Origin of the sequence: Burkholderia sp. 22PA0099, assembly GCF_047497165.1 — a bacterium.
Classification (GTDB): domain Bacteria; phylum Pseudomonadota; class Gammaproteobacteria; order Burkholderiales; family Burkholderiaceae; genus Burkholderia.
The window spans coordinates 1,686,635-1,711,755 of record NZ_CP163164.1; the positions used below are offsets into that span (position 1 = coordinate 1,686,635).

Sequence of the window (25,121 nt, forward strand, 5' to 3'; positions counted from 1 at the left end):
CGGTTGAGCGCCGCAGCGCGAGGCGCGTAGTTTCGGCGGCCGTTCAGGGGCCATTCAAGGGCCAATCAAGGGCCACACGCGGCCGCCCGAAACTCGCTATAGTTCGTCGCCAGAATCAGGCCGCATTCGACACGACAGCGGCCGACGCGACGAACGAGGTCCCCGTTGAGCGATATCCCGTTTCACTGCACGTCGTGCGGCAATTGCTGCCACGACCTGCGCCTGCCCGTCACGCCCGCCGAAGCCCGCACCTGGCTCGAACGCGGCGGCCGCGTCGACATCCTCTGCGAAGCCGTGCCCTGGCTCGCCGAACCCGAACCCGACAACGCCTTCGGCCATTACAAGCGCGACCGCAGCTTTGCCGCCGCGAGCGGTTCGCTGCCGATTCGCGTGGACATGACGCTGGCCGCCTCGTTCTCCGGCCCTTGCCCGAACCTCGACGACGCCATGCGCTGCACGGCCTACGAGATCCGGCCGATGGTGTGCCGCGTGTATCCGGCCGAGATGAATCCGTTCATTCCGCTGGTGCCCGCCAACAAGGGCTGCCCGCCCGAGGCGTGGGCATCGACGCAGCCGCTGATCGCCGGCGGCGTGATCGTCGAGGCCTCCGCGCGCGAGGCCGCCGAGCGCAGCCGTGTCGAGCAGGCGCGCGCCGCGCCGGCCAAGCGGGCGATTTGCGAGGCGCTCGGCATCGGCCAGGCGTCGGTGTCGAACGAGGGCTTCCTGATCCTGTCGCCGGAGCCGGCGCGCTTGCTCGACGTGCTGCACGCGCTGCCGGCCGACATGATCGAGCCGGGCGAGCCGAACGAGGCCGCCGCCGACACGCTGTCGTCCACCGACTGGACGCTCGTGACCAACCGCCAGCAGACCGTCGACGCGCTCGCGCAGGTCGGCGCGAGCGGTGCGCTCGACCGCGCGCAGCCGCCCGGCGCGTTTCTCTACTTCGGGATGTTCGACGCGTCCTGAGCGTCGCCGGGCCGCCGTCGTGGCGGCCTGGCTCCCTTGATTCCCTGCCGGCGGGGCGTTCGCTTCGCTGCCACGCTTTTCGGTTTTCTGCTCGTCTTCCCGTTCTCCCGGTGCGCCTCGCGCCACGGCCCGCGCACGCCCATTGCTCCCCGTTCGTGAGGCGATCCCGCCGCGTGCCCGCCCACCGCCTACGGGTAAACGCAGATTAATTTATGCGTAATGAGTTATACAATGCGTAAAAATTTGCTGAGGCGGGCGCATGTCGCGTGTCGCCGGACCGGAGATCGAACATGACCTTGGACTTGAGCCGACCGGGCGAAACCGGTTACCAGCCCGGCTTCGCGAACCACTTCGCGACCGAGGCGCTGCCGGGCGCGCTGCCCGAAGGGCGCAACTCGCCGCAGCGCGCGCCGTACGGCCTGTATGCCGAGCAGTTGTCCGGCACGGCGTTCACCGCGCCGCGCGCCCACAATCGCCGTAGCTGGCTGTACCGGATTCGCCCGGCCGCCGTGCATCTGCCGTTCGAGCCGCTGGAGCGTGCGCGCGCGCTCGTCTCGGAGTTCGCGGCCGATTCGGCCGACGTGCCGCCCACGCCGCCGAACCAGTTGCGCTGGGACCCGCTGCCGATGCCGGCCGAGCCGACCGATTTCATCGACGGCTGGGTGACGATGGCCGGCAACGGCTCGGCCGCCGCGATGAACGGCTGCGCGATCCACGTGTACGCCGCGAACCGCTCGATGCAGGACCGCTTCTTCTACAGCGCCGACGGCGAGCTGCTGATCGTGCCGCAGCAGGGCCGCCTGTTCATCGCCACCGAGCTGGGCCGGATCGATGTCGAGCCGCAGCAGGTCGCGCTGATTCCGCGCGGCGTGCGCTTCACCGTGGCGCTGCCGGACGGCGAGGCGCGCGGTTATATCTGCGAGAACTTCGGGCAGGCGCTGCAATTGCCCGACCTCGGCCCGATCGGCTCGAACGGCCTGGCCAACCCGCGCGATTTCGAAACGCCGCACGCCGCCTACGAGGATCGCGAGGGCGCATTCGAACTGGTGGCCAAGCTCAACGGCCGGCTCTGGCGCGCGAAGATCGGCCATTCGCCGCTCGACGTGGTGGCCTGGCACGGCAACTACGCGCCGTGCCGCTACGACCTGCGCCGCTTCAACACGATCGGCTCGATCAGCTTCGATCACCCCGATCCGTCGATCTTCCTGGTGCTGCAGGCGCCGAGCGACACGCCGGGCGTCGACACTCTCGATTTCGTGATCTTCCCGCCGCGCTGGCTGGCGGCCGAGGACACGTTCCGCCCGCCCTGGTTCCACCGCAACGTCGCGAGCGAGTTCATGGGCCTGGTGCACGGCGCGTACGACGCCAAGGCCGACGGCTTCGTGCCGGGCGGCGCGAGCCTGCACAACTGCATGTCGGGGCATGGGCCGGATGCGGGCACGTTCGAGAAAGCTTCGGCGTCCGATACATCGACGCCGCACAAGGTGGGCGACACGATGGCCTTCATGTTCGAGACGCGCACGCTGATCCGCCCGACGCGCTTCGCGCTCGACACCTCGCAATTGCAGGCGAACTACTACCGCTGCTGGCAAGACCTCACGAAACACTTCAACCCGGAGCAACGATGACCGCCGTAACCGACCTCAACGACACGCTCGCGCCTTCGCTGCGCAGTTGGCTCGATTCGGCGAACGCCGCCGGTTGCGATTTCCCGATCCAGAACCTGCCGTTCGGCATTTTCAGCGACGCGAAATCGGCGCAGCCCCGCGCGGGCGTGGCGCTCGGCGACGCGATCGTCGACCTGAGCGCGCTGGCGCAGGCCGGCCTGCTCGCGGTGCCCGGCGCGGATGCGCACACGGTGTTCGACGCGCCCACGCTGAACGCCTTCATCGCGCTCGGCCGCGAGGCATGGCGCGCGGTGCGCGTGCAATTGAGCGCGCTGTTCGAGCGCGACAACCCGCGACTGCGCGACGACGCTGCGCTGCGCGAGCGCGTGCTGGCGCGGATGGATGACGCGACGCTGCATCTGCCGGTCGAGATTCCGGGCTACACCGATTTCTATTCGTCGAAGGAACACGCCACCAACATCGGCTCGATGTTTCGTGATCCGAAGAATGCGCTGCTGCCGAACTGGTCGGAAATGCCGATCGGCTACAACGGCCGCGCCTCGTCGGTGGTGGTCAGCGGCACGCCGGTGCGGCGCCCGCTCGGCCAGTTGAAGCTGCCCGACCAGGCGCGTCCGGTGTTCGGCGCATGCCGCCGGCTCGACATCGAACTCGAAACGGGCTTTGTGATCGGCCAGGCCACGGCGCTCGGCGAGCCGGTGGCCTGCGAGCAGGCCGAGTCGCACATCTTCGGCATGGTGCTGCTCAACGACTGGAGCGCGCGCGACATCCAGCAATGGGAATACGTGCCGCTCGGGCCGTTCAATTCGAAGACGTTCGCCACCACCATCTCGCCGTGGATCGTCACGCTCGACGCACTGGAGCCGTTCCGTGTCGCGCAGCCGAAGCAGGAGCCCCAGCCGCTGCCGTATCTGCGCCACGCGGGCGAGCACGGCTTCGACATCCGCCTCGACGTGCTGCTGCAACCGGAAGGCGCGAGCGAGGCCACCGTCATCAGCCGTACCAACTTCCGGCACATGTACTGGACGATGGCGCAGCAGCTCGCGCATCACACCGTGTCGGGCTGCAACACGCGCGTGGGCGACCTGATGGGCTCGGGCACCATTAGCGGGCCGCAGAAGGATGCGTTCGGCAGCCTGCTGGAGCTGACCTGGGGCGGCAAGGAACCGCTCGCGCTGAACGGCGGCGGCACGCGCAGCTTCATCGAGGACGGCGATACGCTGACGCTGGCCGGCCACTGCCAGGGCGACGGCTACCGGATCGGCTTCGGGCCGTGCGTCGGCACGATCCTGCCGGCGCTCGCGGGCATTCCGGGCGGTATCGAACTGGCCGGCGGGGAGCGCCGCGATGGCTGATCTCACGCTGCATACGTATTTCCGCAGCTCGGCGTCGTATCGCGTGCGCATCGCGCTGAACCTGAAGGGGCTGGACGCCGCGCAGGCGCCTGTGCATCTGTTGCGCGGCGGCGGCGAGCAACTGGGCGAGGCCTATCGTGCGATCCATCCCGACGGCCTCGTGCCCGCGCTGATCGACGGCGATGCGCCGCCGCTCGTGCAGTCGCTCGCCATCGTCGAGTATCTCGACGAGTGCTGGCCCGAGCCGCCGCTGCTGCCCGCCGCGCCGGCCGATCGCGCGTTCGTGCGCTCGGTGGCGTTGCAGGTGGCCTGCGAGATCCATCCCGTCAACAACCTGCGCGTGCTTGCTTATCTGAAGGGCACGCTCGGCGTGAGCGATGCGCAGAAAAGCGCGTGGTACGCGCATTGGATCGAGACGGGTTTCGCGTCGCTCGAACGGCGGCTGGCGGCCGATTCGCGCGTGGGCCGATGCGTGTTCGGCGACACGCCGGGGCTGGCCGACCTGTGCCTCGTGCCGCAAATCTGGAATGCGAAACGTTTTGCCGTGCCGCTCGATGCGTATCCCACGCTGATGCGCTTGTACGCGCACGCGTCGGCCTTGCCCGCGTTCGCCGCGGCCGAGCCGGCAGTGCAGCCCGATGCGGAGCCGCCGCCCGCGCGTTGACGGGCGATTCGCGGCAGCCTTGCCACGCGGCGCGATGCTTCGGCTCGCGCCGTTTTTGCATTCGACAGTTACGGGTGCCGTTCTCCTCCACTCGTGACGCCGAGTCATCGATGTCCTGACCGCGCGGCCATTCGTCGGCGCGCGGGCGCGGCGTACGCTTCGGTCGGTCGCATGCAGCACGCCTCGCGTGCCATGCGCTCCCAGGCAAAAACGTTCAGTGATCCGGAGGGTTGAACCATGTATGCAGTGACTGGCATCAGCGGCAAGGTGGGTGGCGAAGTGGCGCGTACGCTGCTGGCGGCGGGGCAACCGGTGCGCGCCGTGCTGCGCGACGCGTCCAAGGCGGCGCGCTGGGCGGCGCTCGGTTGCGAGATCGCGATCGCCGAGATCGGCGACGCGGCCTCGATGACGCGCGCGTTCAGCGGCGCCACGGGCGTGTTCCTGATGACGCCGTCGAACTTCGATCCCGCGCCGGGCTTTCCGGATACGGTGGCGAACAGCGTGGCGGTGCGCGAGGCGATCGAAGCGACGCGGCCCGGCAAGGTGGTGTTTCTTTCGACGGTCGGCGCGCATGTCGAGGAGCCGAACCTGCTCAACAATTCGAAGCTGACCGAAGCGATGCTGCGCACGCTGAGCGTGCCGGTCGGCATGTTGCGCGCGGGATGGTTCATGGAAAACGCGTCCTGGGATGTGGAGGCCGCGCGCGCGGGCGTGGTGCCGTCGTTCCTGCAGCCGCTCGATCACCCGATTCCGATGGTGGCGACGGCCGACATCGGCCGCCATGCCGCGAGCATGCTGCGCGAGCATTGGGACGGCGTGCGCATCGTCGAACTCGAAGGCCCGCGCCGCTACAGCGCCGACGACATCGGCGCCGGCTTCGCGGCCGCGCTCGGGCATGCCGTGCGGATGGAGCCGGTGCCGCGCGATACGTGGGACGCGCTGTTCCGCTCGCAGGGCATGCAGCATCCGCTGCCGCGCATGCGGATGGTGGACGGCTTCAACGAAGGCTGGATCGATTTCGAGGGCGCGGGCTGCGAGCATCGCGTGGGCGAAATCGAACTCGACACCGTGCTGGCGGGCCTGGTGGCGCGCTGAACCGCGCGGCACGGCATCGCCCGGAATCCGTTATGTTGAACGCTTTCGCTCAAGGAGCCGCCATGAAACGCATCTTCATCACCGGGTCGGCCGACGGGCTCGGCCTGATGGCCGCGCAATTGCTGGCCGAGCAGGGGCATCGCGTCGTGCTGCATGCCCGCAACGCCGTGCGGGCCGACGAGGCGCGCCGCCAATGCCCGGCCGCCGAGGCCGTGGTGACGGGCGATGTCGCCACGCTCGACGCGATGCGCGAGGTGGCCGCGCAGGCCAATGCGCTGGGCCGCTTCGACGCGGTGATCCACAACGTGGCCGTCGGCTATCGCGAGCCGCGCGTGGAGACCGCCGACGGCTTGCCGCATGTGTTCGCCGTCAACGTGCTGGCGCCGTATGTGCTCACCGCGCTGATGCAGCGCCCGCAGCGGCTCGTGTATCTGAGTTCGGGCATGCATCACGGCACGCGCGCCGCGCTCGACGATCTGGACTGGACGCGGCGGCGCTGGGCCGGCGCGCAGGCCTACGCGGAGAGCAAGCTCTACGACGCGCTGCTCGCCTTCGCGGTGGCGCGCCGTTGGCCCGAGGTGCTGTCGAACGCGCTGGAGCCGGGCTGGGTGCCGACGCGCATGGGCGGCGCCGGCGCGCCCGACGATCTCGATCAGGCGCATCGCACGCAGGCGTGGCTGGCTGCCGGCGACGACGCGAACGCGCGCGTCAGCGGGCAGTATTTTTTCCATCGCAAGCTGCGCCGGCCCGATCCGGCCACGCACGATACCGCTTTGCAGGCCGCGCTGCTCGACGCGTGCGAGCGTTTGTCGGGCATTGCATTGCCCGATTGATTGCCGTGTTTTGTGAGGGCGGCGGGGCGATTGTTTAGTCCTGCCGCCTAAAAAATTTGGACTGTCACAATCATCGGCTAGAATAGCGGCCTGTCTTAGGGGAGTAGTCTGCTTTGCCGCCCCGGCAAAGCGCCGACGTCAACATAATTGACCTGAACCGGTCATGGCGTCGGCAGCCGTGTGTCCCACGGCCTGACGAGACCTATGACGTTCCTTCCTCCCGGGCCGGGCTGGAAGGCAGCGTCATGGTTGCGTCGCCTGGCCCGTGGAGATAACAACAGATGTCCCTCAATCCCTCCTGCCGTGGTGTCGTCTTCGTTGCGGGGTACCCGCGATGATCCTGACGTTCGTCCTGTTGCTGGCCGCGGCCGGCATCATCTACTTTTCCTGCGAAACCTTTGTCAACGGCGTGGAATGGCTCGGCCAGAAGCTGAACCTGACGCAGACCGCCACCGGCACGATTCTGGCCGCGTTCGGCACCGCCTTGCCCGAGAGCGTCGTCACGCTGGTGGCCGTGGCGTTCGGCGATTCGCCGGCCACCAAGGAGATCGGCGTGGGCGCCGCGATCGGCGGGCCGCTCGCGCTGAGTACCGTGGCCTATGCCGTGGTCGGCGTCTCGCTGCTCGCGGTGGCGAAACGCCTGGGCCGCGCGAGCGAGGTGCAGGCCAATACCGCGCAATTGCGCCGCGACCAGCTGTGGTTCCTGGCGATCTTCGTCGTGAAGATCGGCGTGGGCCTCGTGGTGTTCCAGTACAAGCCGCTGCTCGGCATCGGCTTTCTCGCGGCCTACGCGGTGTATTGCTGGCGCGAACTGACGGCCGACGGCGATGGTGGGGACCATGGCGAACTCGAACCGCTGATGCTGCGTCCGCGCTCGGACAATCCGGCGCTCGGTTGGGTGCTGCTGCAGACGCTCGGCGCGCTGGTGGTGATCTTTGCCGCGTCGCATCTGTTCGTCAATCAGATCGAGGCGGTGGGGCCGTGGCTCGGCATGAGCCCGCAATTGACGGCGCTGCTGTTCAGCCCGATCGCCACCGAGTTGCCTGAAATCATGAACGCGGTGATCTGGGTGCGGCAGGGCAAGGAGCGGCTCGCGCTGGCCAACATCAGCGGCGCGATGATGATCCAGGCGACGATCCCCACCGCGTTCGGCGTGTTCTTCACGCCGTGGCATCTGGCGACGCCGTCGGTCCTGGCCGCGGTGATGACGGCCATCGCGATCATCTATCTGCAGTTCGTGTTTCGTGCCACGCACATCAATAGCCGCCGGCTGACCTGGGTCGGGGCGTTGTATGCGGTGTTTGCGGGCTTGTTGATCGTGATGTGATGGGTCGTGACGCCGGGTCGCCGCGCGCCGAGGGGGGCGGGCGGGGGCCTGGCGGTAGGGGGCATGGCATTACGCCCCCATCCCCTCACCGCCGTTCCAAAACCGCATCACTACATCCGGGCTTGTCGAACAACGCGGCCATCCCGCAGGCCGACGCATATATCCGCCAGCTCGAATGCGCGACGCCGCGTGCTTCGATCACATGCTGGCGCGTTTGCGGATCGAGCATGTGGATATAGGCGTCGTACGCCCGCCCGCGATCGAAGCGCGTGAGGCCTTGCGCGTCGGCCTCGCAGCTGTGTCCGACCGAGTCCTCGTCCGGCGAGTTGTCGGCGGTGCCGAGCAGGTACACGACGTCGCGCTGCAAATAGCGGGCTTGCGCCGCCTCGGCCGTGGCCGGCGCGCCCGCGTAGGGCGGCACGCCGGTGCGCAGCCCGTAGTTCCAGCGCTCGAACGTCGGGCATCGCTTTGCGTCGAACGGCGCAAAGGCACCGTTGCGATCGGGCCGTACATCGGTGAAATACAGGTAGGTGGCGGGGTTGGCGACCACGTAGCGGATCGCGATCGGTTCGCCGCCGAGATCGGCCTCGCCCCGCCCGAGTGCCGCATAGCGCTGCACATACTGCCCGCCCGCCGAGTGCCCGGCCAGCACGATCAAGCGCAGGTTCGGGAACAGCGCCCGGTTGGCGAGCCGCTTGAAAATCTCGTCGACGACCTCGAATGAACTGATCGCGACCGGGCCGGTGGACAGCCGGGCGTGCGGCCAGCCGCTTTCGCGCCAGCGGAGCATCGTGTCCGGCAGGTGATGCGCGGCGATATCCTTCGCGGTTAGAAATTGTGGGGTGATCAGCATCGCGTCGCGTGCGGCGGGGCCGGCGAGTCGGGCCGCGTGCTCGCCCGAGGTCAGATCGCGGCGTGGCCATCCCGGTATCACGATGACCGCGCGCGTGACGTCGGGCTGCGGCCGCGTCCAGTCGCGCGACACCGCGATCGGCACCTGCACCGTGCCGGACGGCGTGGCGAGTTCCAGCCGCTCGGGCTGCACGATCGGCACGGGGCTATACACGACATCGCGTTCGCGCATGACCGGCGCCGCGGCCGGCGTATCGGCCTGCGCCGCCACCGCCGACATCGCGGCCAACATCAGAGGCCATGCATAGATGAGTGTTCGTTGCAGACGCACGCGCCATCTCCTCGGTTTTCGTTGATCTTGTTCATCAGGAAACGAAGCGGGAGACGGTTGCGTTGACCGGGCGCGGCTCCCGAACCTCAATGGCGATTTACGGCGTATTACACACGCCGCGCCACCCGCTTCTCCCCCCGCGCCCGATCGACATCCGCGCTGCGATACATGCGTTCCGGAATCTCCCCGAGCCGCGACCCATGCACCTGCCGCTGCTGCAATCCATAGAACTTCTGAAAGTTCATGATGAGCGGCGACCAGCGGTCGGGATCGATGCGATTCGGGTCGCCGTCGACCAGCAGGTCGGGATGCACATGCACGCGGGTAATTCGGACTTCGAACAAGCTGATGAAGCCGCGCGTTTCGGGGTTGTCGTCGCCGATGCCATGCGTGGCCGCGAGCACGGCTTCGAGCTGGATCGGACATTCGAGCGCGCGCGGCGGCTTGACGGTTTCCGAGGCAATCGGCGTCATGCCGGCCCGCCCGAACTTGTCGGCCTCGTGCTCGTAGCCCATCGCGCGCCTGAATTCGGGCATCGGGTTGGAGCCGGTGGTGCGGGCGATCGCGTCGACGGCGCCCACTTCGGCCGGCGACGGCAGGTTCAGCACGCATTCGCCGGTGCGGATCAGGTTCTCGGGCGTTTTTGATGAGGCGGCGAGGCCGAGCACGGCGCGCCAGCCGAGCCAGAAGCACGACGACATCGGCGCGAGGTTCGCCGAGCCGTCTTCGTTCGAGGTGCTGATCAATACCACGGGCGTGCCGAGATAGAGGATGGACGGCTCGCTCGCGACGTGCGGGGCGATCGGTTCACGGGGAGAGTGCATGGCGATTCCTTTGGGGTGGAGAAGAACAGTGCCCCCATCGTGACCGACACGAATGCGCCCGACGCCCCGATTCTTGCGCTCGCACTACGCCCTCGAAATCCTTTCATGTTCATTTCGTTAGTCTTAACGAATCGTTGACATTCCCCTCCCTAGAATCCGTATCGCAAACAACAATCATTTGTATTTACAGCGAAGGGATAAGCATGTTGTCGTATCGGGGAAGGGGGAAGCGTCCGTCGGGGCTGCTGACGGGCATGCTGGGCGCGACGCTCGGCATCGCGATGATCTCGGGCGCGCAGGCCCAGGCGCAGGCGGTTGCGGAGCCGGGCGGTGTGGCCAACACGGCGGCGCCCACGGCCAAAGCCGCGCAATCTGCCCACGCGGCCCAAGCGACTCAAGCGGCCCAACCCGCCACCTCACCCACCGCCGCGCTGCCGGCCGTTTCCGTGCACGAATCGCGTTCGTCCTACCAGACCGAATTCGTCCGTTCCGAACAGTTCACGCAACCGATCCTCGACATGGCGCAGAGCGTGGCCGTGATCCCGAAGAAGGTGCTCGACGAGCAGCAGGCGCAGAGCCTGCAGGAAGTCCTGCGCAACGTGCCGGGCATCACGTTCACGTCGGGCGAGGGCAATCTCGGCTGGGGCGACATGTTCACGATCCGGGGCTTTTCGTCCGAACAGAGCTTCACGGCGGACGGCATTCGCGATGCGGGCCTGGCGAGCCGCATGGACACCTTCAACACCGAGAGCGTCGAGGTGTTCAAGGGCACCGGCTCGATCGAATCGGGCGTGGCGGCGCCGGGCGGCAGCGTCAACCTGATCACCAAGGAAGCGCACCTGGGCGACGCCTACCATTTGCAGGGATCGCTTGGCAGTGCGAGCTATCGGCGCATGACGGCCGACCTCAACAAGCAGCTCAATGACACCACGGCGCTGCGGCTGAACCTGATGCGCCACAGCAACGACGTGGACGGCCGGGCGGTCACGAACTACGACCGCTGGGGCGTGGCGGGCTCGCTGGCGATGGGGCTGGGCACGCCCACCACGGTCACGATCGACTACCTGCACCAGCACGACGACAACGTGCCCGACGGCGGCATCCCGATCCAGCGCGGCACGGGCGGCGCGCCGATGCCGGGCGTCGCGCGCAACGCCTGGTACGGCGACCCGAACCTGTACACGGACCGCACCGAAACCAACCGCGTGACGGTGAAGGCGGCGCACAACGTCAACGACAACGTGCGCATCTCCAACATCACGCGCTGGGAGCAGACCGACCGTGTAACGGTGCTCGCGCCGGCCCGCTTCAACAGCACGGCCGGCACCTCGCTCGGCTACGTGGGCACCGGGCCGCTGATCACGAGCGGCGCGGGCGTGCAGTCGTACAGCGGCTACGCGCTCGATCCGAACATGAACGGGCTGGCCGTGATGCGCGGCAACAACTACGGCACCTCGAAGCGCTACGACATCGTTGCGAACGAAACCAACCTGAACCTGTCGTTCGACACGGGCCATATCCATCACGACGTGGTGGCGGGCGCGGAGTTCTATCACGAGCGCTATGGCGACCTCACACGCACCGTGCTCGGGCCGGCGACCAACCCGGTGATGTCGTTGAGCAATTCGTACGGCACCAGCATGGGCGCGGTGCCGACCGTGGAAAGCGGCGCGGGCGATTACTCGGCGGTGACGGATGGCGGCGTGTACCTGCGCGACACGGTCACGCTGACGCCGAAATGGATCGTCGACGGCGCGATTCGCTACGACCGCTTCTCGGTCAAGCAGGTGAATGGCGCGGCCAACGCGCATACCGTCGCGCGCAGCAACGACGGCGCCTGGAGCGGCCGCGCCGGCGTCACCTACAAGCCGGTGCCGTTCGGCAGCCTGTATGCGTCGTACAGCCAGGCCACGCAGCCGTCGGCGGTGGGCGGCACCACCAACAACGTGATCTACGGCGACACCACCAGCCAGAGCGTCAAGCCGGCCACGGCCAAGACCTGGGAAGTGGGCACCAAGTGGGACCTGTTCGATCGCCGCCTGTCGCTCACGGGCGCGCTGTTTCGCACCGAACTGAGCGATTCGTGGGACTACGGCGACAGCACCACCACCGTGGTGCGCCAGTTGCCGCCGAAGCGCGTGGACGGCATCGAGCTGGGCATGTCCGGCAACATCACCGACAAATGGTCGGCGTTCGCGGGCTTCGCCGGCATGCGCGGGCGCATCACGAAGGGCGCGAACGAGGGCGCGCGGCCCGGCAACGTGCCGAACGCCACGTTCAATCTATGGACGTCGTACCAGCTCACGCCGAAGTTCGGCGTGAGCTACGGCGTGCAGTATGTCGGCACGCGCCGCTACACCGACAACGCCTATGTTGGCGGCCAGAACAACACCAGCAGCACGGTGAACGGCGCGAACGGCAAGCATCCGGTGTACGTGGCCGACAACGAGAAGGCCCCGGCGTTCTGGCTGCACTCGCTGGCCGCGCGCTACGACGTGAACAAGCATCTGACGGTCAGCCTCAACGTGCAGAATTTATTCAATAAGTTCTACTATTCGGCGATCGGCGCGTCGCTCGACGGTTATCAGATCTACGGCGTGCCCGGCGCGGGCCGCACGGTGCTGATGACGGCCGACGTGAAGTTCTAGGCATGGGCGCCATGCAGCCGCATACGGGAGAGCAATCATGATGGTGGAAGTGCCGGGCGTATTCAGCCCGGAAGAAGCGGCGGCGATCGCGGCGCGGCTGCGCGCGGCCGATTGGGTGGACGGGCGCGTCACGGCCGGCGTGCAATCGCAGCGCGTGAAGGACAACCGCCAGTTGTCCGGCGACGATCCGCTCGCGCGCGAAGTGGGCGACGAGATCATCCGGCGGCTCGCGCAGCACGCGGTATTCATGTCGGCCGCGCTGCCGAAGAAGATCTACCCGCCGTTGTTCAACCGCTATGCGGGCGGCGAAGCGTTCGGATTCCATATCGATAACGCCGTGCGCGGCATCCGCGAATCGCGCGAGCGCGTGCGCACCGACCTGTCGGCGACGCTGTTCCTTTGCGAGCCGGATACGTATGACGGCGGCGAACTGGTCGTGCGCGACACGTTCGGCGAACAGCGCGTCAAGCTCAAGGCCGGCGACATGATCCTGTATCCGGGGTCGAGCGTGCATCGCGTCGCGCCGGTCACGCGTGGCGAACGGCTGGCGTCGTTCTTCTGGATCGAAAGCCTGGTGCGCGAGGATGCGCAGCGCAGCCTGCTGCTGGAGATGGACGTGGCGATTCAGCGGCTCACGCAGCAAGGCGCCGACGAAGCCTCGCTGCTGCAACTGACGGGCAGTTATCACAACCTGCTGCGGATGTGGGCCGACGTCTGAGTCAGAAGCGCCGCTTCGGCTCGTCGGTTCGCAGGTCGATCGCGAAGCGGCAGCCGCGCCCCGGCGCGGAATCGAGCGTGACGCGCCAGCGTTGATGCTGGCAGATCCGCTGCACCAGCGACAGCCCGAGCCCGAGGTTGCCGGCGTCGGCGTGCTCGCCATGCACGAACGGCGCGAACACGCCCGCCTGCGCCTCGAACGCGATGCCCTTGCCGTCGTCGCTCACCTCGAGCGAGCCGGGCGCGGCGCGCACCAGGATGCGCGTGCCGCCGTCGGCATGTTGCAACGCGTTGCGGATCAGGTTCGACAGCACGATGCGCAGCAGTGCCGACGGATAGCGCGGCACGGTAGCCTCGTCGCCCGTGTCGTCATCGGTTTCCAGTTCGAGCGCGAAGCCGCGCTGCGCGGCCAGCGCGCGCCAGCGGCCGGTTTCGTCGCGGGCGGTTTCCACCGCGCCGGCCATCAGGAAACCGTGCGTGTCGCCCGCGCCGCGCGACAGCATCAGGTAGGCGGCCAGTTGCTGGTCGATCTCCTTGGTGGCCGTGTGCATGCGCTGCAGCCGGCTGCGTTGCGCGTCGCTCAAGCCCGGCCCGTCGAGCAGCAGCTCGGCCGAACTCGAAATCACCATCAACGGCGTGCGCAGTTCATGGCCCACGTCGGCCGTAAACAGCCGTTCGCGCTGCAACGCCGCTTCGAGCTGGTTGTAGGTTTCGTCGAACGCGGCGGCCAGCCGGCCGATCTCGTTGTCGGGATATTCGTGGGCGAAGCGCGTTTGCGGCGGCAGCGCGGGCCGCTCGCCCACCTGCGCGGCGAGCCGCAGCAGCGGCCGCACGAAGCGCCGCGTGATGGTGCCGCCGAGCATGAAGGCCAGGATCAGCGCGCCGGCCATGGTGCCCACGGCGATCCAGTGCGAGCGCTGCTGCCGGTGTTCGAACTCGGTGTAGTCGCGCAGCAGCAGATATCGTGTGGCGTCCTGATCGTCGACCATCGCGTGCCACTGGCGGCCGTCGTGTTCGATCTTGCTGAAGCCGGGCGGCAGCGCGCGCAGCCATGGCGGAAACGCGCTGCTGCCCGGTGCGCCGTGGAAGAAGCGATCCTCGCGACCCACGTCACGCCCGTTCAGGTATTCGTCGCGAATCCGGTTGACGGCCATGCCCATGTCGATGCGCTGCAAATGCACTTCGAGCGTATCGATGGCCCACAGCGAGGCGAGCGACAGCAGCGCCGCCACCACGACCGCCACCAGCAGGTAGGTGAGGATCAACTGGCGCGCGAGCGTGCGCCTAGGGTTCCACACGCTGCGGGTCCTGAAGCTGGTAGCCGATGCCGTGCACGGTGCGCAGCAGCGGCGCGCCGTACGGCTTGTCGATCACCTGGCGGATCAGGTGGATGTGCGTGCGCAGGCTGTCGCTGTCGGGCGGCGAATCGAGCCACAGCGCTTCTTCCAGCCGTGCGCGGTGCACCACGGCCGGGCTGGCCTGCATGAGGATCTGCAGCAGCTTGAGCGGGGCGGGCGGCAGCCGCAGCGTGTCGCCGGCGCGCGTCAGCGTGCGCGTCTCGACGTCGTAGGCGAGATCGGCCACCTGCAGCGTGCGTGCTGCCGGGCGGCGCGTGCGATGCAGCAGCGCCTTCACGCGCGCGGCCAGCTCGGCCAGCGCGAACGGCTTGACGAGGTAATCGTCGGCGCCCGCGTCGAACCCTTCGAGGCGGTCGTCGAGCGTATCGCGCGCCGTCACCATGATCACCGGCGTTTCCAGCCGCGCTTCCTCGCGCAGCTTGCGGCACAGGCTGTAGCCGTCGAGCCGCGGCAGCATCAGGTCGAGCACGATCAGGTCGAATTCGTGCGCGGTGGCGAGCGCGTAGCCCTGCAAGCCGTCGAACGCGCAATCGACGATATGGCCGCGGTTGCCCAGATGGCCGGAGATATTGGCGAGGATGTCGGGATCGTCTTCGACGACGAGGATACGCATGGCGGTGCCGCGGAAGGATGCAAATAAGAATCGTTGGCGATTCTACCGTGCCGGGCGGCCTTGCGCGCGTCGATCCGGCGGCATCAAGGCAAAACGGCCGGCCCGATCTATTCGGGGCCGGCCGTTTTAGGCAGGACTGCGATGCAGTGCTGCTTAGACGTTCTGAAGAAACGCCGCCAGGTGGCGGTTGAACGCGCTCGGGCGCGCCATGTTCATGCCGTGCGAGGCGCCTTCGATCGTGACGCGCGACGCGCCGTCGATCCAGCCGGCCAGCGCGGCGGCGTTCTCGCGATACGGCTTCGGGCTGTTCTCGCCGTCGATCATCAGCGCCGGGCAGGCGATGCGGCTGGCCACCTCGGCCGAGAACGCCGGCAGCGGGTCGCGCAGTTGCATCGACAACGTGCGGGCGTTGTCGGTGGTCATGGTGCGGAAGCCTTGCGGGCTCTTTTGCCAGGAGCCGGCGCGGCTGACGGAATCGACGAACAGTTCGAGGCCCGCATCCACTTCGCCATTGGCGATCAGCGACACCGCACGCGTGCGCAGGCGCTTGGTTTCGAGCGAGAGCGTGGTGGGCGTGGAGGCTTCGATGCCCGTCAGCGTGCCGCCCGGGTCGCACAGCGTGAGCGAGCGCACCAGATCCGGGAAGCGCAGCGCCACCTGGAACGCGACGCTGCCGCCGCGCGAGTGGCCGACCAGGTGCACGGCGCCGGCGTCGAGCCCGCGCAGGAACTTGCCCACTTGATCGGCGTGGTTGCTGACGCTGAAGGCGGGCAGGTCGTCCGACGGCTCGGCCGGCCAGTAATGCGTCAGGCTCGGCGCGATGCAGGTGAATTGCGTCGCGAGGCCGGCGAGCTGCGGTTGCCAGAATCGGAAGTCGCACAGCGAGCCGTGCACGAACACGACGACATCGCCTTCGCCCGTCTGGACGTAGGGCATCTTGATGATGGGACCGGGACCGGGAAGGTCCAGCGATACGGGTGCGGCGAGAGAAGCGACGGGGTTCACGATCAGTTTTTGAATAGTTCCGGGCGCAATGATAATGGATTTCCCTGATATGCCCACCCGGTGCCAAAAAACCACAACGTGGGAATGTCCGTGGCCGGCGCGCTCGTATTTCTCTCAAGTATTTGAATTTATTGTATTTATTTGAATTTCTCGGGCTCGCTTCGGTGCGGGAATGATCGCCCGGATTGTTCTAAGATTTTGTAGTAATAAGCGTTTGCAAGGGGCGGTTTGTCGCGGATGGCGGTTGAGGGACGGTCTGGAAGGTGAAACGGGGCAGGATCAAGGCTTGCTTTTACGCCGCCGAACCGGGCGCGCCTCGACGGCGCAACGATGAATCGATAGGAAAACGTAATGTTTGGTGCGAGGTGCGGCGACACGCTGCACGGCCGCGCCGGTTCGCGCCACGTTCTACAATCGGGGCCGCTGCACACGTTGCGCACGCAATCGCTTTGCCCGCATCCTCGTCACCTCCTCATCCGCCTGCCGCCCTACCGCCATGCCCAATTCAGACCTGCCCGACACCGGCAATCCCGTCCGCTCCACCGGCGCACCGCTGCCGTATCGCGCGATTCTGTGGGACATGGACGGCACGCTGTCCGACAGCGAGCCGCTGCATTACGCCTCGCTGGTGGCCGCGCTGCGCCACTTCGGCGAGGAGCCCGACGATGCGCTGCACGCGCAGACATTCGGCATGACCGGCCGCGCCTCGTATGACTTCTGCGTCGAGCGTTACGGCCGTGCGTTCGATTTCGCGACGTGGTCGCAGGTGCGTTTCGAGACGTTCATCGCGAGCCTCGGGGGACTGCGTGCGCGCGAGGGCGCGCTTGAACTGTGCCGCGCGGCGCAGCACGCGGGCCTGTATCAGGCGGTGGTGTCGAACGCCGGGCGCAACACGCTCGAATCGGGCATCGCCGCGCTGGCGCTCGGCGAATACCTGACGGTGGCGGTGTGCGCGCACGATGTTGCGACCGGCAAGCCCGCGCCGGACGGTTATCTGCTGGCGGCCGAGCGGCTCGGCGTGATGCCGGCGCAGGCCGTGGTGGTGGAAGACAGCCCGCTCGGCGCGCAGGCCGGGGTGGCGGCCGGCATGCGCGTGCTGGCCTGGCTCGAAGCGGGCAGCGAGGCGAGCCTCTACCCGGAAGCCGCGCAGATCGTGCGGACTTCGAAACAACTGGCGGCGGCGCTGGGCCTGTCGATCGACGACGCGGCCTGAGCGCCCGGCCCGGCGGCCCGAAACCGAACGTCCGACCCGTTGCCGCTGGTGCAACGAACGGCGATACTCTCGTTCGCCGATTCACCCGCTGCCAGGCCGAGGCGTTCGAAACGCCGCGCCGGCCGGATCGAAGCAATAACAGAACAGAGGAACAAGCATGGACGTATTGGATGTGGTGATCGTCGGGGCCGGGCATGCGGGCGCGAATTGCGCGGCCGAATTGCGCAAGGCCGGTTTCGATGGCAGCGTTGTGCTGCTGTCCGACGAGGCCGAGCTGCCCTACGAGCGGCCGCCGCTGACCAAGGATTACTTCACGGGCGAACGCGGCGGCGAGCAGATCCGCTTCCGCACCGCCGAAGCCTGGCTCGAACGCAATATCGACGTGCGCCTGTCGCAGCGTGTCGAGGCCATCGAGCCGGAGGCGCACCGCGTGCGTCTGGCCGACGGCACCACGCTCGGCTATCGCAAGCTGGTGTGGGCCGCGGGCGGCGCGCCGCGCCGTCTGGCCTGCGAAGGCGCGACGCTGGCCGGCGTGCACGTGATTCGCGGCAAGCACGATATCGACGGGCTGAAGGCCGATCTGGCCGGGCGCGAGCATGTCGTGATCGTGGGCGGCGGCTACGTCGGCCTCGAAGCGGCCGCGTCGCTGACCAAGCTCGGCGGCGTGCGCGTCACGGTGATCGAGGCGCAGGACCGCTTGCTTGCGCGCGTCGCGGGCGCGGCGCTGTCCGCGTTCATCGAGGGCGAGCACCGCGGGCGCGGCGTGGAGATCGTCACGGGCGCGCAGGTCACGGCGCTGAAGGGGCAGGACGGGCGCGTCACGGCCGTCGAGCTGGCCGATGGCCGCTCGATCGCCGCCGACGTGGTGATCGCCGGCATCGGCATCGTGCCGACCGTGCAGGGCCTGCTCGATGCGGGTGCGCAGGGCGGCAACGGCGTGGTGGTGGACGAGCAGTGCCGCACCAGCCTGCCCGATGTGTACGCGATCGGCGATTGCGCGCTGCGCGTGCATCCGCTCGTGACCGGCAGCGCGCTGCGCATCGAGAGCGTGCCGAATGCGCTCGAACACGCGCAGATCGTGGCCGCCTCGATCGTCGGCAAGCCGCAGCCGAAGCCGGGCGTGCCGTGGTTCTGGTCGACCCAGTACGACCTGCGCATCCAGATGGCCGGGATTCCCGACGGTTACGACGAGGTCGCCGTGCGCGGCGACGTGGCGGCCCGCGCGTTCGCCGTGTTGTACCTGCGCGGCGGCCGCGTGATCGCGCTCGACGCCGTCAACGCCACCAAGGACTACGTGCAGGGCCGCGCGCTGATCGCGGCCGACGTGACGCTCACGCGCGAACAGCTGGAAGACCTCGGCGTGCCGTTGCAGGCGCGCATGCCGGCGGCCTGAGCCTGCCGCCTCCGGTTCGACGCAGCGCGCCCGCCGTGCCGCGTCGAACCGCTTCCCGCCTTCCGAACCCGCCTCCGAACCCGCCTTCCGAACCGTTCACTTCGGCAATCGCCGAAACGAGCTTCGCGATTCCGGTATTTTTCCCGTACCGTCGCACTTCTACACTGGCCCGATCCCCTAGATACGGAGCCACCATGTCCACCAACGCCTACGACAGCGGCCGCCTGAACCTGCCGTTCGTCGGCATCTGCACGTTCGCCAAATCGCCGCTGTGTCTCGATTGGGATCACATCGACGCCGATATCGCCGTGATGGGCGCGCCGTTCGATTGCGGCACGCAATGGCGCGCCGGCGCGCGCTTCGGCCCGCGCTCGATCCGCGAAGCGTCCACGCTGTTCTCGTTCGGCCACGGCGGCGCCTACGATTTCGAGGACGACGTCACCTATCTGCCGGCCGAGGACGTGAAGATCGTCGATATCGGCGACGCCGACATCGTCCACACCAATACCGAGCGCAGCCACGACAACATCGAGTTCGGTGTGCGAAAGATTCTCGAAGCGGGGGCGCTGCCGGTGGTGATGGGCGGCGATCACTCGATCAACATCCCCTGCATCAACGCGTTCGCGGGCCAGGAGCCGTTCCATATCGTCCATATCGACGCGCACCTCGATTTTGTCGACGAGCGTCACGGCGTGCGCTACGGCCATGGCAACCCGCTGCGCCGCGCGGCCGAAAAGAGCGTGGTGACGGGCATGACGCAGATCGGCATCCGCAACGTGTCGTCCACGGCGCGCGAAGGTTATGCGCAGGCGCGCGAGATGGGCTCCGACATCATCTCGGTGCGCGACCTGCGCCGCCTCGGCATCCAGGGCGTACTCGACAGGATTCCGAAGGGTGTGCGCTACTACCTGACGATCGACATCGACGGCTTCGATCCGTCGATCGCGCCGGGCACCGGCACGCCGAGCCACGGCGGCCTGCTCTATTACGAAGGGCTGGAGCTGTTCGCCGGGCTGGCCGCGCAGGGCGACGTGATCGGCATCGATCTGGTGGAAGTGGCACCCGACTACGATCACTCGGGCAGCACGTCGATTCTGGCCGCGCAACTGCTGCTCAACACGCTCGGCCGCGTGATGCACCAGCGCAAGCTGCGGCGCGCCGAGGCGGCCAACGCCGAGGCCATAAAGTAAGGCGCCCGAAGTAAAAAAATCAGGCGGCAAACCGGCGGGGCCGGGTTCGCGCTTACCGCGCGGCCGGCCCCGCCAGCACGTCCGCCGCCGCGATCAGGCATTCGCGGAACGCCTGCACCACGCGGGTCGGCTCGGCGTTCTTGCGCGTGACGATGTCGAAATCGAGATGCGTGGCGTAGCGCGCCGGATCGATGCGGCGCATCAGCCCGCCATCCACCCACGGCTTCGCGTAGTGCGGCGGCAGGAAGCCGAGGGTGTTGCCCGACAGGATCAGCATCGCGCGGCCCTCGACGTTGTCGACGGTGGCGGCGGCCTGTGGCAGCCCCAGCAGCGCCAGTTCCTGCTCGGCCAGATACGAGCGCGCCGCGAGCCGGCACCCGGCCAGTTCGGAGGCGGGTACCTGCCCGTCGGCGCGCGCGGCGAGCGGGTGGGTGGCCGCGCAATACAGGCCCTGTTCCTCGCGATAGAGCGGCGTGTAGGTGATGCCCGGCGTGCGGGTGGGGAACGGCCCCACGGCCAGATGCAATTGCCCGTCGAGCACGTGCTGGACGAGGCTGGCCGGCGCGGCGATCTGCAGGTCGAGCCGCACTTCGGGCGCGCTTTGGCCGAACTCGCGAATCGCCGGCAGCAGCGGCGAATGCAGGTCGGTCAGCGTGGCCTCGATCAGGCCGAAGCGCAGCACGCCCTGCAGGCGGTTGCGCACCGCGCCCGCTTCCATGTGAAAGATTTCGACCGCGCCGAGCAGCCGTTGCGCGGCATCGTAAAGCCGCGCGCCGTCGTCGGTCAGCCGGAAGCCGCTGCGGCCGCGCTCGCACAGCCGCAGGCCGAGGCGCGTTTCCAACTGCGCCATGTATTCGCTGATGCCCGAGGCGCCGATGTTCAGCGCCGATTGCGCCGCGGAAAAGCCGCCGCACTGCGCGATGGTCGCGAAGATGCGCAGCAGCTTGAGGTCGGTATCCTGAATTTGCACGTGGGTCCCTCCTGCACGATGATCGAAGCCCGGCCGCGCAACGGCGCGGCCGGGCTTCGTAAAAATGCGTGGCGCGAGGGCAGCGTGCGGAGCGCTTACTTCTCGCCCGGCGCCAACGCCACCTGGGTGCCGTTGCTGTAGGTGTAGATCGTGATCGGCGAATCGGTCAGGTCGCGGTCCTGGTTGAAGCGGTAGTGGCCCGAGATGCCGTCGGCGTCGATCGCCTGCAGCGCCGCGCGGTACTTGGCCGGATCGGTCGAACCGGCCTTGAGCATCGCCTGCGCCACGATGTTCACGCCGTCGTACAGCGCCGCGCTGTAGGTCAGCGGCGGCGTGTTGAAGCGCTTCGCGTAGTCGGCCGAGAACTGCCGGCCGGCCGGCGTCTGGCTCAACACCGGGCCGCCTTGCGGGCAATACACGTTGCCGTCCACCGCATCGCCGCCGAGCTTCGCGAGTTCCTCGTTGCACATCGCGTCGCCGCCGAGCAGGTAGCCCTTCATGCCGAGGCGCTGCATCTGCTTGCGCATCGAGCCGGCCTGCGCGTAATAGCCGCCATAGAACACGCCTTGCGCGTTGGCACCCTTGATATGCGTGAGGATCGCGAGGAAATCGGTGGCCTTGTCCGAGGTGTATTGACGGTCCACCACCTCGATGCCGTTCGCCTTCGCGGCCGCGATGAACTGCTCGGCGAGGCCCTGGCCGTAGGCGGTGCGATCGTCCACCACGGCGATGCGCGTCACCTTCAGTTGCTTGGCCGCGAACGTGCCCATCCGCGCGCCGAGCTGCGTGTCGCTCGCGGAAATTCGGAATACGAACGGATAGCCGTGCTGCGTGATCGACGGGTTCGACGCCACCGTGGCCAGCACGATGTTCGCGTTGTTGACGGGGGCCGAGATCGGCAGCGCCACGCCGGAATTGAACGGGCCGAAGATCGCGTTGACCTTCGCGTCGATCAGGTTCTGCGCGACCGTCATGCCGGTGCGCGGGTCGCCGGCGTCGTCCTGCGAGATCAGCTCGAAGCGCGTCTTGCGCCCGCCGATCACCAGCCCCTGCGCGTTCAGGCGCTCGATCGCGAGCCGCACGCCGTTCTCGTCATCCTTGCCGGTGGCCGCCTGCGAACCCGTGAGCGGGCCGGTCAGCCCGAACTTCACGACCTGCTCGTCGGCCGCATGCGCGCCCGTCGCGATCATCCCGCCGGCAAGCGCCGCGAACCCCATTGCCATCCAGTGCTGTTTCATCGTTCTCTCCTCGTGCTGAATCGGTGTGCCGCCCTGCCGACCCACCGTCGGCGCCGCGTCGAGAAGCATTCTGGAGAGCCAAATTTGTCGAAAGTATTTGCGATTTCAGAACTACACTTCGGCGAAGTCCGAAGTATAGGTCGCCAAAAAAGCGGGGGCGGCGGCCGGCCGCTCGCGCTTTTTCTTCAGCGCGTGCCGGCGACGGAGGGGCGGCTGCCGAGGGAGCCGAACACGAACGTCGAGGCCACCGTGATCGCGCCGACCAGCAGGAAACTCATCCGGATACCGAACAATTCGCTGCCGTCGGGGCCGGCCAGCAGGCTCGCGAAGCCGCCGCCGATCGATACGCCCAGGCCCATCGCGAGCATCTGCACCATCGAGAACAGGCCATTGCCGCTGCTCGCGTCGCGGTGCGAGAGATCCTTCAGCGTGACGCTGTTCATGGCCGCGAACTGCATCGAGTTCGCGCCGCCGAACGCGGCCAGCAACGCCAGATCGACCAGCAGCGGCGTATGCGGGGCGATCGCCGCGAAGCCGAGAATCGACGCGCCCACGATCAACGTGTTCACCTTGAGGAACGGCACGTAGCCGAAGCGCTTCACGAGCGGTGCGATCCAGCGCTTGGTGATCACGCCGGCGATCGCGGCCGGCAGCAGCACGAGGCCCGCATGCAGCGGCGAATAGCCGAAACCGAGCTGCATTTGCAGCGGCAGCAGGAACGGCACGGCGCTGGTGCCGATCCGGCACACCAGGTTGCCGATCAGGCCGGTGCTGAACTTGCGATCGGCGAACAGGCCGAGCCGGAACAGCGGGCGCTCGCGGCGGCGCGCGTGCGCCACGTAGCCGAGCACGGCCAGCGCGCCGCCGAGCGTGGCGGCGGCGATCCACATGCCGCGCGCGGGCATCGCCGGCATGTCGAGCGCGAGCGAGCAGGCCAGCATCGCCAGCGACAGCAGCACGCAACCGATCAGGTCGAACGGCTCGCGTTCGGCGAGGCCGTCCGCCGGCAGGTAGCGCAACACGGCGAGCAGGCCGACCGCGCCGATCGGCACGTTGACGAAGAAGATCCAGCGCCACGACAGCGCCTGCGCGAACCAGCCGCCGAGCGTCGGGCCGATGATCGGGCCGACCTGGGCCGCCACCGAGACGAACGCGAGCGCGCCCACATAGGCCTCGCCGGGCACGCTGCGCAACACCGCGAGCCGCCCGACCGGCAGCAGCATCGAGCCGCCGATGCCCTGCACGATGCGCGCGATCACCAGTTGCGAGGTGGTGTGCGAGGCCGCGCAGGCGAGCGAGCCGATCGAGAACACCAGGATCGCGGCGAAGTAGACCGAGCGCGTGCCGTAGCGGTCGGCGAGCCAGCCCGAGGCGGGCGTGAGCATCGCCATGGTCAGCGTGTAGGCCACCACCACCGAGCGCATCGACAGCGTGGCCTCGCCGAACGCGTGCGCGATCGACGGCAGCGCCGTGTTGACGATGGTGGTGTCGAGGGCTTGCATGAAGAAGCCGGCGGCTACGATCCAGAGCAGCGCCGATTGAGAAAGAGATCGCGTCATGAGTCGGGGAGGAACGGCAAGTAACGAAACTGAAAGCCGGGCGGCGTTCAGTCAGAGCGTGACCATACGCCGGTTCCTCGATTATTGCGCGATCAATCGTTGCCGGCTCAATGGGGTGGCTGCGTGCCGGCCGGGCCGCATTGCGCGTTGGCCCCGACCACGTTGTTGTTGCGCGGGTCCGGGTCGCCGCCGACGGTCACTACCGACAGCGCGGCGCTCGCGTTGCGGTAGCGGTAGCTGCAATAGCCGACGCCGGTGCCCGAGCAGGTGTCCGCCTCGATCACGCCGTGTTTCGCCAGGTCGGCCGCCGCGTCGTCGGGGCCGGGCTTTTCCGCCGGGCGCACCGGTTGCCAGCCGGCCGCGATCAGGATGGTGCGGGCCACGGCGATCGATTTGCCGAACACGTTCGGCACCATCGCGCGCCCGCCGCAGAACGAGCGCGAGGCGGCCACGCCGGTCAACGCCAATCCTTCGTCCTGCTGATGCAATTCGGCCACCGGGCCGCCTACGTGCTCGCCCTCGCCGATCAGCAGGCCGCCGGTTTCGAGCGAATCGAGCGTGCCGAACTGCCAGGGCGCGGTGCGGGAGAGATAGGCGAGCGCAACCAGTTTCGCGCCGTCGAACACGCCGAGGTTGGTGTTGTGCGGCGTGCAGATCGCGCTCGTGCCCGGATCGAACCCGCTGGCGAACGACACCACGCGATAGCGGCCGAGCGAGGCCTCCGACATCGCGAACCAGCCCATCGCCTCGACCGCGCGGCCGGCCGGCGACAGCGCTTTGGCGTCGAGGCGATAGTGCGCGCAGAACTCGGGCACCGGTGCGCGTTCGGGCGAGCGGGGCAGCACGGACAGCGCCACCAGCGAGGTGCCGGCGACCTCGGAATGGGTTCGAACCGATTGGGCGGAAACGGGCGGCGCGATTGCGAACAGGATGCCTGCGCACGCAACCATGAGGGACGTGGCCGATGCGTGGCGCGGCCGGCGCCACGTCCGGTTCGCGCCGAATGCGATAGGGGAACGGAGCATGCTGACTCTCTGCGGGAGGTGGCGTGATGGATATGGCGTGATGCGCGCGTGCGGGCGGCCATGCCGGCCGCGCCGTCGGGTTTCGTACGAACCGGCGGCCTGCGCCAACCGGCGCCCGCCGAGCAACGCGGGCGCCGCCATGATGCCCGAAATCGCCGTCCGTGCGTCCGGATGCAAAGTTCCGGATTCCATACGATTGAGACGCATGGAAACGAATCGTGGACGGAAAGGCACTCGCGTTTTCGACTGGAGAATTTAGGATTCAGCTTCACGAAAAGCCGGAAACACACGGCTCGCGCTGAATTCTCAAATTGATATCG

21 protein-coding genes and 1 riboswitch are annotated in these 25,121 nt (G+C 67.9%); of the genes, 12 read left to right on the forward strand and 9 right to left on the reverse strand.

Annotated features, from left to right (window positions below):
• Positions 1–165 precede the first annotated feature (165 nt).
• The 7 genes from AB4851_RS07415 (at position 166) to AB4851_RS07445 (ending at position 7,865) form a co-directional block, all read left to right on the forward strand.
• Complete coding sequence (locus AB4851_RS07415; protein WP_414449077.1) at positions 166–966, forward strand: YkgJ family cysteine cluster protein; 801 nt, start codon at positions 166–168, stop codon at positions 964–966.
• A 290-nt stretch (positions 967–1,256) separates the two neighbouring features.
• Positions 1,257–2,594: a homogentisate 1,2-dioxygenase gene (gene hmgA, locus AB4851_RS07420; protein ID WP_414449078.1), complete on the forward strand. Its 1,338-nt coding sequence runs from the start codon at positions 1,257–1,259 to the stop codon at positions 2,592–2,594.
• Positions 2,591–3,946 carry a fumarylacetoacetase gene (gene fahA / locus AB4851_RS07425; RefSeq protein WP_414449079.1) on the forward strand — a complete coding sequence of 452 codons (1,356 nt, stop codon included), beginning with the start codon at positions 2,591–2,593 and terminating at the stop codon, positions 3,944–3,946. The genes hmgA and fahA overlap by 4 nt, the downstream gene beginning before the upstream one ends.
• Positions 3,939–4,610, forward strand: coding sequence for a maleylacetoacetate isomerase (maiA, locus tag AB4851_RS07430; protein ID WP_414449080.1), 672 nt, complete (start codon positions 3,939–3,941; stop codon positions 4,608–4,610). Before fahA ends, maiA begins: the two co-directional genes overlap by 8 nt.
• A 237-nt stretch (positions 4,611–4,847) precedes the next feature.
• On the forward strand, positions 4,848–5,705 hold the full coding sequence (locus tag AB4851_RS07435; protein ID WP_414449081.1) for an NmrA family NAD(P)-binding protein: 858 nt from the start codon (positions 4,848–4,850) through the stop codon (positions 5,703–5,705).
• A 62-nt stretch (positions 5,706–5,767) separates the two neighbouring features.
• Positions 5,768–6,538, forward strand: a complete 771-nt coding sequence (locus tag AB4851_RS07440; RefSeq protein ID WP_414440123.1) for an SDR family NAD(P)-dependent oxidoreductase — start codon at positions 5,768–5,770, stop codon at positions 6,536–6,538.
• 86 nt (positions 6,539–6,624) lie between these two features.
• A riboswitch (yybP-ykoY riboswitch) is annotated at positions 6,625–6,731 on the forward strand.
• A gap of 141 nt (positions 6,732–6,872) precedes the next feature.
• On the forward strand, positions 6,873–7,865 hold the full coding sequence (locus tag AB4851_RS07445; RefSeq protein ID WP_414449082.1) for a sodium:calcium antiporter: 993 nt from the start codon (positions 6,873–6,875) through the stop codon (positions 7,863–7,865).
• Between the two features lie 85 nt (positions 7,866–7,950).
• Here AB4851_RS07445 and AB4851_RS07450 read toward each other — a convergent pair whose 3' ends face one another.
• Positions 7,951–9,048, reverse strand: coding sequence for an alpha/beta hydrolase (locus tag AB4851_RS07450; RefSeq protein ID WP_414449083.1), 1,098 nt, complete (start codon positions 9,046–9,048; stop codon positions 7,951–7,953).
• A gap of 107 nt (positions 9,049–9,155) precedes the next feature.
• Positions 9,156–9,872, reverse strand: a complete 717-nt coding sequence (locus AB4851_RS07455) for a flavin reductase family protein (RefSeq protein ID WP_414440119.1) — start codon at positions 9,870–9,872, stop codon at positions 9,156–9,158.
• Positions 9,873–10,075: 203 nt separating this feature from the next.
• On the opposite strand from AB4851_RS07455, the gene AB4851_RS07460 reads away from it, so the two are divergent.
• Both AB4851_RS07460 and AB4851_RS07465 read left to right on the forward strand, forming a co-directional pair.
• Positions 10,076–12,520 carry a TonB-dependent receptor gene (locus AB4851_RS07460; RefSeq protein ID WP_414449084.1) on the forward strand — a complete coding sequence of 815 codons (2,445 nt, stop codon included), beginning with the start codon at positions 10,076–10,078 and terminating at the stop codon, positions 12,518–12,520.
• A gap of 37 nt (positions 12,521–12,557) precedes the next feature.
• Positions 12,558–13,238 (forward strand): Fe2+-dependent dioxygenase, encoded by a 681-nt coding sequence (locus tag AB4851_RS07465; protein ID WP_414449085.1) that lies wholly within the window; start codon positions 12,558–12,560, stop codon positions 13,236–13,238.
• 1 nt (position 13,239) lies between these two features.
• Here AB4851_RS07465 and AB4851_RS07470 read toward each other — a convergent pair whose 3' ends face one another.
• The 3 genes from AB4851_RS07470 to AB4851_RS07480 all read right to left on the reverse strand — a co-directional run bounded on the left by AB4851_RS07470 (position 13,240) and on the right by AB4851_RS07480 (position 16,213).
• Complete coding sequence (locus AB4851_RS07470; protein WP_414449086.1) at positions 13,240–14,535, reverse strand: sensor histidine kinase; 1,296 nt, start codon at positions 14,533–14,535, stop codon at positions 13,240–13,242.
• Positions 14,522–15,208, reverse strand: coding sequence for a response regulator transcription factor (locus AB4851_RS07475; protein WP_206125961.1), 687 nt, complete (start codon positions 15,206–15,208; stop codon positions 14,522–14,524). Before AB4851_RS07475 ends, AB4851_RS07470 begins: the two co-directional genes overlap by 14 nt.
• A gap of 153 nt (positions 15,209–15,361) precedes the next feature.
• Complete coding sequence (locus tag AB4851_RS07480; RefSeq protein ID WP_414449087.1) at positions 15,362–16,213, reverse strand: alpha/beta fold hydrolase; 852 nt, start codon at positions 16,211–16,213, stop codon at positions 15,362–15,364.
• Between the two features lie 496 nt (positions 16,214–16,709).
• Between AB4851_RS07480 and AB4851_RS07485 the strand changes: the two genes are divergently transcribed.
• From AB4851_RS07485 to speB, 3 genes are all read left to right on the forward strand, one after another.
• The gene (locus AB4851_RS07485) at positions 16,710–17,426 is read left to right on the forward strand and encodes an HAD family hydrolase (protein ID WP_414449088.1); all 717 of its coding nucleotides are present in this window, start codon (positions 16,710–16,712) and stop codon (positions 17,424–17,426) included.
• A gap of 157 nt (positions 17,427–17,583) precedes the next feature.
• Complete coding sequence (locus AB4851_RS07490; RefSeq protein ID WP_414449089.1) at positions 17,584–18,819, forward strand: NAD(P)/FAD-dependent oxidoreductase; 1,236 nt, start codon at positions 17,584–17,586, stop codon at positions 18,817–18,819.
• Positions 18,820–19,013: 194 nt separating this feature from the next.
• On the forward strand, positions 19,014–20,009 hold the full coding sequence (gene speB, locus AB4851_RS07495) for an agmatinase (RefSeq protein WP_414449090.1): 996 nt from the start codon (positions 19,014–19,016) through the stop codon (positions 20,007–20,009).
• Positions 20,010–20,061: 52 nt separating this feature from the next.
• Here speB and AB4851_RS07500 read toward each other — a convergent pair whose 3' ends face one another.
• From AB4851_RS07500 to AB4851_RS07515, 4 genes are all read right to left on the reverse strand, one after another.
• The gene (locus AB4851_RS07500; protein WP_414449091.1) at positions 20,062–20,979 is read right to left on the reverse strand and encodes a LysR family transcriptional regulator; all 918 of its coding nucleotides are present in this window, start codon (positions 20,977–20,979) and stop codon (positions 20,062–20,064) included.
• A 95-nt stretch (positions 20,980–21,074) separates the two neighbouring features.
• Entirely contained in the window at positions 21,075–22,202 is a 1,128-nt protein-coding gene (locus tag AB4851_RS07505; RefSeq protein WP_414449149.1) for a branched-chain amino acid ABC transporter substrate-binding protein, read from the reverse strand.
• Positions 22,203–22,402: 200 nt separating this feature from the next.
• Positions 22,403–23,776: a DHA2 family efflux MFS transporter permease subunit gene (locus AB4851_RS07510; RefSeq protein WP_414449092.1), complete on the reverse strand. Its 1,374-nt coding sequence runs from the start codon at positions 23,774–23,776 to the stop codon at positions 22,403–22,405.
• Positions 23,777–23,883: 107 nt separating this feature from the next.
• On the reverse strand, positions 23,884–24,726 hold the full coding sequence (locus AB4851_RS07515; protein ID WP_414449093.1) for a hypothetical protein: 843 nt from the start codon (positions 24,724–24,726) through the stop codon (positions 23,884–23,886).
• Positions 24,727–25,121 lie beyond the last annotated feature (395 nt).